11 protein-coding genes are annotated in these 12642 nt (G+C 75.5%); 3 read left to right on the top strand and 8 right to left on the bottom strand.

Annotation, left to right across the window (positions count from 1 at the left end):
• Positions 1–70 precede the first annotated feature (70 nt).
• Both FJR00_RS06355 and FJR00_RS06350 read left to right on the top strand, forming a co-directional pair.
• Positions 71–838, top strand: coding sequence for a HEAT repeat domain-containing protein (locus FJR00_RS06355; RefSeq protein WP_238330351.1), 768 nt, complete (start codon positions 71–73; stop codon positions 836–838).
• Positions 839–905: 67 nt separating this feature from the next.
• Positions 906–2114, top strand: coding sequence for an AAA family ATPase (locus FJR00_RS06350; RefSeq protein ID WP_141337961.1), 1209 nt, complete (start codon positions 906–908; stop codon positions 2112–2114).
• Positions 2115–2318: 204 nt separating this feature from the next.
• Here the strand turns inward: FJR00_RS06350 and FJR00_RS06345 are convergent, their stop codons facing one another.
• On the bottom strand, positions 2319–3176 hold the full coding sequence (locus FJR00_RS06345) for an SGNH/GDSL hydrolase family protein (RefSeq protein WP_141337960.1): 858 nt from the start codon (positions 3174–3176) through the stop codon (positions 2319–2321).
• 68 nt (positions 3177–3244) lie between these two features.
• Here FJR00_RS06345 and ald point away from each other — a divergent pair, with 68 nt between their 5' ends.
• Positions 3245–4363: an alanine dehydrogenase gene (gene ald / locus FJR00_RS06340; protein WP_141337959.1), complete on the top strand. Its 1119-nt coding sequence runs from the start codon at positions 3245–3247 to the stop codon at positions 4361–4363.
• Positions 4364–4570: 207 nt separating this feature from the next.
• On the opposite strand, the gene FJR00_RS06335 is transcribed toward ald, so the two are convergent.
• From FJR00_RS06335 to FJR00_RS06305, 7 genes are read right to left on the bottom strand one after another with little or no spacing between them, the layout of a single operon-like run.
• A complete protein-coding gene (locus FJR00_RS06335; RefSeq protein WP_141337958.1) occupies positions 4571–5344 on the bottom strand; it encodes a sirohydrochlorin chelatase in 774 nt (257 codons plus the stop codon).
• Positions 5341–6267: a sulfite exporter TauE/SafE family protein gene (locus FJR00_RS06330; protein ID WP_141337957.1), complete on the bottom strand. Its 927-nt coding sequence runs from the start codon at positions 6265–6267 to the stop codon at positions 5341–5343. The genes FJR00_RS06335 and FJR00_RS06330 overlap by 4 nt, the downstream gene beginning before the upstream one ends.
• Positions 6264–7562 carry a uroporphyrinogen-III C-methyltransferase gene (gene cobA, locus FJR00_RS06325; RefSeq protein WP_238330350.1) on the bottom strand — a complete coding sequence of 433 codons (1299 nt, stop codon included), beginning with the start codon at positions 7560–7562 and terminating at the stop codon, positions 6264–6266. Before cobA ends, FJR00_RS06330 begins: the two co-directional genes overlap by 4 nt.
• A complete protein-coding gene (locus tag FJR00_RS06320; protein WP_141337956.1) occupies positions 7559–8920 on the bottom strand; it encodes a sulfate adenylyltransferase subunit 1 in 1362 nt (453 codons plus the stop codon). The genes cobA and FJR00_RS06320 overlap by 4 nt, the downstream gene beginning before the upstream one ends.
• The gene (gene cysD / locus FJR00_RS06315) at positions 8920–9882 is read right to left on the bottom strand and encodes a sulfate adenylyltransferase subunit CysD (protein ID WP_141337955.1); all 963 of its coding nucleotides are present in this window, start codon (positions 9880–9882) and stop codon (positions 8920–8922) included. Before cysD ends, FJR00_RS06320 begins: the two co-directional genes overlap by 1 nt.
• On the bottom strand, positions 9879–10700 hold the full coding sequence (locus FJR00_RS06310; protein ID WP_141337954.1) for a phosphoadenylyl-sulfate reductase: 822 nt from the start codon (positions 10698–10700) through the stop codon (positions 9879–9881). Before FJR00_RS06310 ends, cysD begins: the two co-directional genes overlap by 4 nt.
• Positions 10697–12460: a nitrite/sulfite reductase gene (locus tag FJR00_RS06305; protein ID WP_141337953.1), complete on the bottom strand. Its 1764-nt coding sequence runs from the start codon at positions 12458–12460 to the stop codon at positions 10697–10699. Before FJR00_RS06305 ends, FJR00_RS06310 begins: the two co-directional genes overlap by 4 nt.
• Positions 12461–12642 lie beyond the last annotated feature (182 nt).

Below are 12642 nucleotides of genomic sequence, written 5' to 3'. Positions count from 1 at the left end.
GCGGGGCGCCGCAGGACGGGCTGCGGCCGGCACACCGTCAGCCTAGCCATCGGCGGGTAGCCTGCGGCAGGTGGAGGACCGGACCGACGACCTGCGGCGGGCGCTGCGTGCTGCGCTGCACGAGGACCCCAACGTGCGGCAGGAGGCGGCCCTGCGGCTGGGCACCCTCGCTGGTCCGGACACCGCCGGCGAGCTGGTCGCCCTCCTCGTCTCCGAGCCGGACCTCGGTGTGCGGGAGACCCTGACCTGGGCCGTCGTCCGTCAGGCCGACGCCGCCCTGCCCCACCTGCTCGCCGCTCTGGAGGGCGAGGAGCCCTCCCGGGTCCAGGTGCTGCACGCGCTGAGCAAGATCCAGGACCCGACCGCCGTCGCCCGGATCCTCCCGCTGGCCGACGACCCCGACCCGGCCGTGGCCGCCAAGGCCTGGTGGGCCCTGGGGCGCACGGGCGTCCCCGAGGCGGTCCCGGCGCTGATGGCCCATCTCGGCGACCCCGACGAGGCCCGCCGGCACGAGCTGACCCGGGCCCTGGAGCAGCTGGGGGCCCCGGCCGTGGACGCCCTCGCCGACCGGCTGCGCGTCGGCGACCCGGTGGAGCGACGGCACGCCGCCGAGGTGCTCATGGTCGTCGGGGACCCCGACGCGCGCCCCGCCGTGGACGCCCTCGTCCACGCCGTGGAGCGCGACGACAAGGACGTCGCCCTGGTCGCGGTCGAGGCCCTGGCCCGGCTCGAGATGCCCGAGGTCGACGAGGCCCTGCGCCGGCTCCGCGGCTCCTCCGACCGCTGGCTGGCGATCATCGCCGACTGGCTGCTCTCCGACCGGGCCGAGCGTAAGTAGGGCCCGCCGACCCGACAGCGGCACTCGTTCGCGCCACCTGTCGGCAGCTGCTCGTAGCGTGGGGCCCGTGTACAGCACCGTGGCGATCAGCGGCTACCGCTCCCTGCGTGACGTCCGGCTGCCGCTGGGCCGGCTGACCGTCGTCACCGGGGCCAACGGCTCGGGCAAGTCGAGCGTCTACCGGGCGCTGCGCCTGCTCGCCGACTGCGGCGCCGGCCGGGTCGTCGGCTCGCTGGCCCGGGAGGGCGGGCTGGGCTCGGCGCTGTGGGCCGGCCCCGAGACGCTCGGGGGCGCACGGCGGGGCCACGACGTGGAGGGCACCGTCCGCAAGGGCCGGGTCTCGCTGCTGCTGGGGGTCGGCGGCGACGAGCTGTCCTACCTGGTCGACCTCGGCATCCCGGTGCAGGGCGGGTCGGCCTTCGACCGGGACCCGGAGGTGAAGCGCGAGGCGGTGTGGACCGGACCCGTGATGCGGCCCTCCACCCTGCTGGCCCGGCGACGCCACCACCGGGTCGAGGTCCGCGACGACGGCGGCGCCTGGGTCCAGGCACCGGTCAGCGTGCAGGCGTGGTCCAGCATGCTCACCGAGGTCGTCGACCCGGTCGCCGCACCCGAGCTGTGGGCGGTGCGGGAGCAGCTGCGCTCGTGGCGGTTCTACGACGGCTTCCGCGTCGATGCCGCCAGCCCGGCCCGGCAGCCGCAGGTCGGCACCCGCACCTGGGCGCTCGCCGACGACGGCGCCGACCTGGCGGCCGCCCTGCAGACCATCGCCGAGGACGGCCGGGCGGCCCTCGACGACGCGGTCGCGGACGCGTTCGACGGGGCCCGGCTCGAGGTCGTCGTCCAGGACGGCCTGTTCGACGTCCGGCTGCACCAGCCGGGCATGCTGCGGCCGCTGCGCACCGCCGAGCTGTCCGACGGCACGCTGCGCTACCTGCTGTGGCTGGCCGCCCTGCTGACGCCGGTGCCGCCCCGCCTCATGGCGCTCAACGAGCCGGAGACGAGCCTGCACCCCTCCCTCCTGCCGGCCCTGGCACGACTGGTCGCCACCGCCTCCCGTCGGACCCAGGTGGTCGTGGTGACCCACTCCGAGGCCCTCGTCGAGGAGCTGGCCGGTGCGCTGACGGTGGACGGCGAGGACCCGCGGGACATGGACCCCGTGCCCGGGGAGGTGCCGCCGCTGCGGCTGGTCGAGCTGGCCAAGGACCTCGGCGAGACCCGGGTGGAGGGCCAGGGGGTGCTCACCACGCCGGCCTGGGAGTGGGGCCGGCGCTGACCGGGTCCGTCAGCCGGCGACTGCGAGCGTCGGCACGGGCCGGGCCCGCGGTCGAAGCACCACCGGCGCGGGTCAGCCGGGCCGGACACCCGAAGATGCCGTGAGGACCCAGATATGTGGGGGGTCTCACGTCTGTTCGGGGGGTTCACCGATCTCCGCGTGTTTCACGGACCTCCGGCGGGAGTGCGCGGCGCCCCGGCGCGGTCACCCGCCGTCGAGGTCCTCGGCGGCCGGGTCGACGGGCGCCAGGTCGGGACGCTTGCCGGTCCGGCCGTCGCCGGAGCTCTGCCCGCGCAGCCGCCGCCCGACCCACGGGCCGAGGTGCTGCGACGCCCACGCCCGGTGCTCGCGCAGCGCCTCGCGCTGACCGCGCAGCGCCTCGCGCCGCCCGTGGGCCGGCACCGCCGCCGGCGGGTCGACCCAGCCGTGCTGCCCGACGGGCACCCCGAGCGTCCAGAGCACCTGCGCGGCCACCAGCCGGTGGCCCTGCGTGCTGAGGTGGATCCGGTCCTCGGCGTACATCCGGGGATGGCGCAGGGCACCCAGGGTGTAGAGGTCGACGACGAACGACCCGGTCCGCTGCCCGATGGCCCACAGGTGGGCGTTGTGCTCCACGAGCCGCGGGGTGATCCGGCTGACCACCGGGATCCACGAGACGTTGGCCGAGGTGAAGAGCACCACGTCGGCCCCGTCGGCCCGCAGCCGCTCCACGGCCCCCTCGAGCCTGGCCATGACCTCGGGGATGGAGACCCGGGGACGGAGCACGTCGTTGCCGCCGGCCGACAGGCTGACCAGGTCCGGCCGCAGCTCCACCGCCGCGGGCAGCTGCTCGGCCAGGACCGCGTCGATCCGTCGCCCGCGGACCGCGAGGTTGGCGTAGCGCAGGTCGAGACCCTCCCGCGCGTTCCGGGCCGCGAGCGCGGCGGCGACCCGGTCGGCCCACCCCAGGTGCTCCCCGGGCCGTGAGGGGTCCTCGTCGGCCAGCCCCTCGGTGAAGGAGTCGCCGACCGCCACGAACCGCCGCCAGGTGCGCAGCTGCGGAGGGTCGGGACGGACGGGCACCGCGCCAGCGTATGCCGCCCGCCCTCGAGGATCTGCGCGGAGGTGCCCATCCCTGCCAGAGTGGGCGGATGAGGATCGCCGTGCCGACAGAGGTCAAGAACAACGAGTACCGGGTGGCCATCACCCCGGTGGGGGTGCACGAGCTGGTGCGCCGCGGCCACGAGGTGCTCGTCCAGCGCGGAGCCGGGGAGGGCTCGTCCATCCCCGACGACGACTACGTCGCCCAGGGGGCCACCCTCGTGGACGGGGCCGAGGACACCTGGGCCGCGGGCGAGATGGTGCTCAAGGTCAAGGAGCCGGTCGAGGAGGAGTACGGCTTCCTGCGCGAGGACCTGACGCTGTTCACCTACCTGCACCTGGCCGCCGACGAGCCGCTGACCCGGCGCCTGCTGGAGGCCCGGACCACCGCGATCGCCTACGAGACGGTCCAGCTGCCCGACCGCTCGCTGCCGCTGCTCTACCCGATGTCCGAGGTGGCCGGCTGCCTGGCGCCCCAGGTCGGCGCGCACACGATGATGAAGGTCAACGGGGGGCGCGGCGTGCTCATGGGCGGCATCGGGGGCGTGGCCAACGCCAAGGTCCTCGTGCTCGGCGGCGGCGTCGCCGGGCAGAACGCCGCCAACATCGCCCTCGGCATGGGCGCCGACGTCACCATCCTCGACACCGACCTGGCCAAGCTGCGCACCCTGTTCTGGCGGTTCGACAACCAGGTGCGCCAGCTGGCGTCCAACACCCTGACCATCGCCGAGCTGGTCCCGGAGGCCGACATGATCATCGGCACGGTGCTGGTGCCCGGCGCGCGGGCCCCCAAGCTGGTCACCGACGAGATGGTCGCCTCGATGAAGCCGGGGTCGGTGCTGGTGGACGTGGCGATCGACCAGGGCGGGTGCTTCGAGGGGTCCCGTCCGACGACCCACGCCGACCCGACCTTCCCGGTGCACGGGTCGATCTACTACTGCGTGGCCAACATGCCCGGCTCGGTGCCGCACACCTCCACCTGGGCGCTGACCAACGCCACCCTGCCGTATGCCGTGCAGCTCGCCGAGAAGGGGTGGGCGCAGGCGCTGCGCGACGACGACGCCCTGGCCCACGGCCTCAACACCCACGCCGGCCAGCTCACCTACCCGGCCGTCGGGGAGGCGTTCGGGATCGACGCGGTGACCACGGCGGAGGTGCTGGCCGGCTGAGCAGGTGGGACCGCGACCTGCGGTTCTCCGCATGTCGCGGTGCACAACCGGTTGACAGTCAGCCCGGGCGCGGCAGAGGTCTCGTCCAGTGTGTCCGGACCCACGGACGCGCGACCTGCGGAGACGTCGATGCCGGCCCGGCGGACTGGATGCCACCCCGGTCCCCGGGCCGCAGGCGGGCGCGCGTACCACCACACCTGCCCCTCGTCACGCCGTGGCCTCGCGGTAGCGGCGCGCCACCAGAGCGGCCAGGGCGTCGTGGGTGCCCAGCGGCGCGGTGGCCACGGTGCCGGCGGCGGCCGCCACCCGATGGGCCCGGTCCAGGAAGTGACCGGGTGAGAGCAGGTGGGCGGCGACGACGACGTGCCCCGACTCCCGGCCCTCCTCGGTCAGCCGGGACAGCTCCTCCTCCGGCCGGGGTCCGGGGCCGCTGAGGAAGGCCGTGCCCGTGGCCACGCCGAGCCGCGCGCCCAGCAGACCGGAGATCTGGGCGACCTCGGCCCGGGCCGCGTCGACGCTCGAGCCGGCGCCGACGACGAGGACGGCCCGCAGCCTCATGGCCCCTCCTTCTCCCGCCCTCCCCTCCACGGCCCAGGGCCGAGCCTGCAGCACGCGGTCCGTCAGGGCCTGGAGCACCTCCTCCTCAGCGCCGAGCGCCGGAGTGACCGATGCCCGGGGCATCGTCACCACGGCCGAGGGGACGTCGTGCCGCACGTGGTAGCCGGACGCCAGGAAGAACGGCACGACGACCGGGTCGGACAGCCCGGCGAGGACCTCCTGCAGGGTCGGCCCGCAGACGTCGACGAAGCCGACGGAGGGTGGGGAGGGCAGCCCCAGGAGCGCACCGGCCCGGGCGGCGCAGTCGCGGACCACGCGCTGGCCCTCCTCGCTGGCCGTGCCGTGCGCCGCCACCACCAGGGGGCGCCGACCCTCCCCGGCCGTGGTGCGGCCGGGCAGGGGCAGGGGGCATCGGCCCGTCATGACGCCGTTCCCACGCTGGCGCGCTCCTCGCCCGTCGGCGCAGGCCGGGGCGTGCGGACACGACGGACGACCAGGGCGGCGCGCACGAGCAGGGACACCCACACCGCGGCGACGACGGCCAGGAGGGTGGGGACACTGACCCCCGCCTGTGCCACGCCCAGCCCGGACAGCACGGGGGCGAGGTTGAGCAGCACGATGAGCCCTCCGACCGCCACGCCGAGGACGGCCTGCGGGAGCTTCCCGGCGAGCAGCGCCGCGAAGGGCGCGGCGACCACGCCCCCGGCCATGAGGGCTCCCACCGTCCACCAGTCCAGGTCCCGTAGCCCCAGGCCGACCACGAACCCCGCGCTGGCCGCGACCGAGACGACGAACTCCGAGGTCGCCACCGATCCGATGACCCGGCGCGGCTCGGCGTCCGCTGTGGCCAGGAGGGTGGAGGTGACCACGGGCCCCCAGCCACCGCCCCCGGTCGCGTTGACGAAACCTCCCCCGGCACCGAGCGGCCCGAGGAAGCGTCGCCGTGCCGTCCACCGCGGGGACCGTTCCAGCCGGGGTGAGTGCCGCAGCCCGAAACGCACGGTGACGGCGACCCCGAGCACGAGCAGCAGCCAGGCCATCACGGGTCGCGCGACGGCCGTGTCGAGACCGGAGAGCACGGTCGCCCCGACGAACCCGCCGACGGCGCCGGGACCGGCGAGCCGGCGCACGATCCGCCAGTCGACGTTGCCGACCCGCCAGTGGCTGATCCCCGACGAGAGCGTCGTCCCCAGCTGGGCGACGTTCACGGACGCGCTGGCCAGGGCCGGTGCGACGCCGGTCGAGAGCAGCAGCGACGCGGACGTCACGCCGTAGCCCATCCCCAAGGACCCGTCCACGAGCTGGGCGGCGGCACCCACGAGGAGGACGAGGACCAGGGTGGTCACGCCACCGCACCGACGCGCAGGGACGGCCGCACGCCGAGGGCCACCTCGCCCCCCAGGTCGAGGACGCCGGCCGGCATGGTCCCGGCACCCGTCCGCGCGTGCGACAGACGGACCACGTCGCCGACCACCACGACCGCCGGCGACGCGACGCCCACCGCCTCGGCCCGGTCCGCGATGTCGGCGAGGGTGCCCACGGTCACCCGCTGCTGCGGGGTGCAGCCGCTCTCGACGACCGCGACCGGCATCGCCGGGGAACGGCCGTGCTCGACGAGCAGTGCCGCCGTGCGCCGCAGCGTGGCCACGCCCATGAGGACGACGAGGGTGTGGTCGCCACCGGTGGGCAGCGCGGGCAGCTCGTCGTGGCCGGTGACCACCGTGTAACCGCGGGCCAGGCCCCGGTGGGTGACCGGGATGCCCGCGGCGGCCGGCACGGCGACCGCCGAGCTGATCCCGGGGACGACCTCGACCTCGACGCCCGCCGCCTCGCAGGCCAGCCGCTCCTCCCCGCCCCGGCCCAGGACGTAGGGGTCCCCTCCCTTGAGCCGGACGACCGCTCGACCGGCCCGGGCCTCCTCGACGAGGATCTGGTTGATCTCGTGCTGCGGGACGGGGTGGCTGCCGCTGGTCTTGCCGACGTCGACCACGCGCACGTCGGCGGGGAGACGCGCGAGCAGACCGCGCGGGACCAGCCGGTCGGTGACCACGACGTCCGCCTGGGCCAGCAGGGCCGATGCGCGGGCCGTGACGAGCTGCTCGTCACCGGGGCCCGCCCCGACGAGGGCCACCCAGCCGGTGCGGCGCGGCCGGCGGGCGCGCAGGTCGACCGACCCGGAGCCCAGGTGCGTCAGGACCGCGTCCCGGGCGGTGACCGAACGGCGCGGGTCGCCGCCGGCGTGCACGGCGACCTGCAGCGGTCCGTCCTGGGTGGCGACCCTGCCGCGTGCCGGCACCCGGGCGGTGCCGCGTGCCGGGGCACCGGCGCGGACGCAGAAGATGCGCGAGCCCGCCGCGTCGTGCGCCACCCGGTCGTCGACCCGGTCCTGGCCGGTGGCCGTGTGCACCAACCAGGCCCCGGCCAGGTCGCCGGGACCGGCGTAGGGACGGGGCACCCAGCCCACCTGCCGCCGTGCCACCGCCGCGGCCAGGTCGGGGCAGAGCTCGGGCGCGACGACGCTGACCTGGGCCCCGTCCTCGGCCAGGTCGAGCACCCGACGCGCCGAGACCGGCCCGCCCCCGACGGCGACCACCCGTCGACCCCTCAGGTCCAGCCCGAGCAGGGTCAGCCCGGGGCTCACGGGAGCGACCCCGTGCCGACGATCCCGGCCGCGAGGGTGGTCCCGTCGTGCTCGTCGACGACGAGGAAGGATCCACCCTCGCGGGACACCTCGTAGGGCTCCAGCGGCAGGGCCTCGGCGAGCCGCAGCTCGACCCGCACGAGGTCGTTGAGGCCGGCCCGTTCCACCGGCCCGTGGTCCAGGGTGGCCACGTCGAGGCGGGAGACCAGCCGGTCGGCCCGGGCCCGCACCGTGCGGGTGCCGTGCTTGACCAGCACCCGCGCACCGGGCACGAGCGGGGTCTCCGCGAGCCAGCACAGCACGACCTCCGCGTCCTGCCTCGGTCGCGGGGCCTCGTCGGCGGCGCTGAGGAGGTCGCCGCGGGCGACGTCCAGCGCGTCGGCGAGCCGGAGCGTCGCCGACAGGGGTGCTGCCGCCACGGGCACGCCGCGTCCGCCGACGTCGATCCCCACGACCGTGGTCCGTCGGCCGGACGCGGACACCACGACCTCGTCCCCGACCCGCACCGTGCCCGAGCCCACGTGCCCGGCATACCCCCGGTAGTCCACGAGGGTGGGGTCCACCGCACCGTGCTGGGGTCGCAGGACCAGCTGCACGGGCATCCGGAACGGCTCCTGCGCCAGGTTCAGGGGCGGCAGGGTCTCCAGCAGCTCGAGCAGGGTGGGGCCGGTGTACCAGCCCGTGCGGGCGGAGCGTTCGACGACGTTGTCGCCCAGCAGCGCCGAGACCGGCACGACGAGCGCGTCGGCCAGGCCGAGGCGGGCGGACAGCTCGGCCACCTCGGCGCAGACCCTGCGGTGCACCGCCTCCGCGTCGTCGACGAGGTCGATCTTGTTCAGCGCCACGACGACGTGCGGGACGCGCAGCAGAGCGACGACCGCCAGGTGGCGGCGGGTCTGCTCGACCACGCCGTGCCGGGCGTCGACGAGCACGACCACCACGTCGGCGGTGCTGGCACCGGTGACCGTGTTGCGGGTGTACTGCACGTGGCCGGGGCAGTCGGCGAGGATGAACGACCGGTTCGCCGTGGCGAAGTAGCGGTAGGCCACGTCGATGGTGATCCCCTGCTCCCGCTCGGCCCGCAGGCCGTCGGTGAGCAGCGCCAGGTCGGCCAGCTCGCCGGTCCACCCGCGACGGCGGCTGACGGCCTCGACCGCCGCGAGCTGGTCGGCGAGGACGGACCGGGTGTCGTGCAGCAGGCGCCCCACGAGCGTGGACTTGCCGTCGTCCACCGAGCCGGCGGTTGCCAGCCGCAGCAGGGTCGGGGCCTGGTCCGGCGTCGCCGTCGGGCCCGGGGCCCGGGTGGGGGCCGGGTCCCGCGTGGGGGGCGGTGTCGAGGTCCGGGTCGAGATGCTCATCAGAAGTACCCCTCCTTCTTGCGGTCCTCCATGGCGGCCTCCGAGAGCCGGTCGTCGGCCCGGGTGGCGCCGCGCTCGGTGACGGTGCTGGCCGCCACCTCGGCGAGCACCTCCTGCACGTCCACGGCCTCGGAGAGGACCGCTCCGGTGCACGACATGTCGCCGACGGTGCGGTAGCGCACCCGTCGGGCGGTGGTGACCTCCCCCGGCCGGGGCCTGCTCCACGGCCCGGGCGTGAGCAGCATCCCGTCCCGCTCGAAGACCTCGCGCTCGTGGGCGTAGTAGAGGGTCGGCAGCTCGATCCCCTCCCGCGCCACGTAGCGCCAGACGTCCAGCTCGGTCCAGTTGCTGAGCGGGAAGACGCGCACGTGCTCACCGGGGCGGTGCCGGGTGTTGTAGAGCCGCCACAGCTCGGGGCGCTGGTTGCGCGGGTCCCACTGGCCGAAGTCGTCGCGCAGGCTGACGATCCGCTCCTTGGCACGGGCCTTGTCCTCGTCGCGACGGCCTCCCCCGAAGACGCCGTCGAAGCGGTGGGCCGCGATCGCCTCCAGGAGCGGGAGGGTCTGCAGGGGGTTGCGGGTGCCGTCGGCCCGCTCCCGCAGCCGGCCGTCGTCGAGGTAGTCCTGCACCCGGGCGACCACCAGCTCCACGCCGTACCGCTCCACCGCCCGGTCCCGGAACGCCAGCACCTCGGGGAAGTTGTGCCCGGTGTCCACGTGCAGCACCGGGAAGGGCACCCGGGCCGGCCACAGGGCCTTGGCGGCCAGGTGGAGCATCACCACGGAGTCCTTGCCGCCCGAGAAGAGCAGGACCGGTCGCTCCAGCTCGGCGACCGTCTCCCGGATGATGTGGACGGCCTCGCTCTCCAGGGCGTCCAGCAGGGCGTGCTCGCCCCCGCGCACCGGCAGCTGGGCCACCGGCGGCAGGGACGCGGGTCGCAGGTCGGGGGTCAGGGTGCTCATGGCGCCTCCCGGGGCGTCGGGGTGGTCGAGGAAGGGGGTATGGCGCGCGCGCCGGCGGGTGCGGTGCCGTCGCCACCGGCGGGAGCGCCGGGATGCAGGCCGCACTCGGTCTTGGCGAAGCCGGCCCAGCGACCGGCCCGCGGATCCTCGCCGGGGGCGACCGGGCGGGTGCACGGCGCGCAGCCGATCGAGGGGTATCCCTGCGCGAGGAGGGGGTTGGCCGGCAGCATCTCGCGCTCGGCGTGGTCGAGCACCTGCTCGAGGGTCCACGTGGCCAGCGGATTGATCTTGACCAGGCCGAAGGCCTCGTCCCAGGTGACCAGGGGGGTGTCCGCCCGCGTGGGACCCTCCTCCCGGCGCACGCCGGTGACCCAGGCGTCGTAGCCCGCCAGGGTGCGCCGCAGCGGGTCCACCTTGCGCAGGGCGCAGCACCGGCCGGGGTCACGGTCGTGCAGGCGCGGACCGAGGTCGGCGTCCTGCTCGGCCACGGTCCGCCCGGGGAGCACGTCGACGACGGTGACGTCGAGCTGGTCGGCGACGCGGTCGCGGGTGGCCAGGGTCTCGGGGAAGTGGTAGCCGGTGTCGAGGAAGAGGACGTCGACCCCGGGCCGGTGCTCGGCCACCAGGTGGGGGAGCACGGCGTCGGCCATCGAGCAGGCCACGGCGATCCGGTCGAACTCCTCGGCCGCCCACCCCAGGACGAGGTCGGCCAGGGCGCGCGGACCCAGGTCGGTCTCCACCGCCGCGAACCGTCGGCCGGCCTCCTCGGCGAGCGTGCGAAGGTGCCCGGGCGCGAGCGCCGGCTCGGTGCGGTTCATCGCAGCTCCTCGTCGTCCACGCGGTGCGCCCAGCGGGCGAAGGTCTCGCCCGCGGTGCGCGTCGCGGCATACCTGCGCACGACCCGTTCCACGTAGTCCGGCAGCTCCTCGGCCGAGACCTTCAGCCCGCGGACGGTCCGCCCCAGGCCCGGCTCCTCGAGGCCGACGGAGGCCAGTCCCCCGCCGAGGTGGACCTGGAACCCCGGCGCCTGCACCCCGTCGCCGGTGGTGATGATCTGGCCCTTGAGCCCGATGTCGGCCGTCTGGATGCGGGCGCAGGAGTTGGGGCAGCCGTTGACGTGCAGGCTGATCGGGCTGTCCAGGAGCGGCTCGACGTCGGCCAGGCGCCGCTCCAGCTCGGCGACCGCGGTCGCGGCCGTCGCCTTCGTCTCGACGATCGCCAGCTTGCAGAACTCGATGCCGGTGCAGGCGATCGTTGACCGCCGGAACACCGAGGGGGTGGCGGTCAGACCGAGGCCTGCCGCGCCCTCGAGGAGCTCGTCGACCCGGTCGGGGGGCACGTCCAGCACGATGAGCTTCTGGTGCGGGGTCAGCCGGACGCGTCCGGACCCCACGGCCTCGACCAGGTCGGCCAGCCGCTGCAGAGCGCTGCCGGGGAGTCGGCCCACCGTGGGGGCCAGGCCGACGTAGCGCAGCCCGTCCTTCTGGCGGTGCACCCCGACGTGGTCGCCGGGCCCGCTCGGCGCGGCGGGCGCCGGACCGTCGGGCAGCGGGTGACCGAGGTAGTCGGTCTCCAGGACCTGCCGGAACTTCTCCGGACCCCACTCGGCGAGCAGGAACTTCAGGCGCGCCTTGGTGCGCAGACGGCGGTAGCCGTGGTCGCGGAAGATCCGGACCACGCCGTGCCAGACGTCGGCGGCCTGGTCCGCCGGGACGAAGGCCCCGAGCCGCTCGGCCAGCCGGGGCGCCGTGGACAGCGCGCCACCGACCCAGAGGTCGTACCCGGGCCCGAGCTCGGGGTGGACGACGCCGACGAGGGAGATGTCGTTGATCTCGTGGACGACGTCCAGGCTGGGGTGGCCGGTGACGGCGGACTTGAACTTGCGGGGCAGGTTGGCCAGCTCGGGGTCGCCGACGAAACGGGTGACGATCTCCTCGATGACCGGGGTCGGGTCGATGATCTCGTCGGCGGCCACCCCGGCGACCGGGGAGCCGAGGACCACCCGGGGGGTGTCGCCGCACGCCTCGGTCGTGGACAGCCCGACCGCCTCCAGCCGCGCCCAGATCTGCGGCACGTCCTCGACCCGCACCCAGTGCAGCTGGATGTTCTGCCGGTCGGTGATGTCGGCGGTGTCCCGGGCCAGCTCGGTGGACAGCTCGCCGACCACCCGCAGCTGGGCGGTGGTCAGCGCTCCGCCGTCGATGCGGACGCGGAGCATGAAGTAGCGGTCCTCCAGCTCGTGCGGCTCCAGCTGGGCGGTGCGCCCGCCGTCGATGCCGGGGCGCCGCTGGGTGTACAGGCCCCACCAGCGGAACCTGCCGTGCAGGTCGTCGGTCGGGATCGAGTCGAAGCCCTCCCGGGCGTAGATCGTCTCGATGCGCTCGCGGACGTTGAGCCCGTTGTCGGCGGCCTTGACGGCCTCGTTGGCGTTCAGCGGCTCGCGCCCGTCCACCGCCCACTGACCCTGCGGCCGGCCCGGGCGCGAGGGACGGACCCGGGCCCCGGTCGGAGGTGAGCCGGCACGGGCGGCGGCGGACGGAGGCACGACGGGAGTGACGGTGGGGGTGGAGGCGTTCATGGGGCAGCCTTTGCGGTGCGGGCGGGCAGGGGGCGGTCTCGGCCGGAGGGGCCTGGGTCGGGACGGGCCGGAGCGGACGCGCGTCCGACGGGGCCGGAGCTGACGGGGGCACCGGGGCGCGGCAGCCAGCGGCCCGGGCGGGGGTGCAGGCGACGTCGGTGCGTGCGGCGCGGGACGTCCTG

The organism is Ornithinimicrobium kibberense, from assembly GCF_006519705.1.
GTDB lineage: Bacteria > Actinomycetota > Actinomycetes > Actinomycetales > Dermatophilaceae > Ornithinicoccus > Ornithinicoccus kibberensis.
This window is presented reverse-complemented; position numbering and strand designations above follow the sequence as displayed.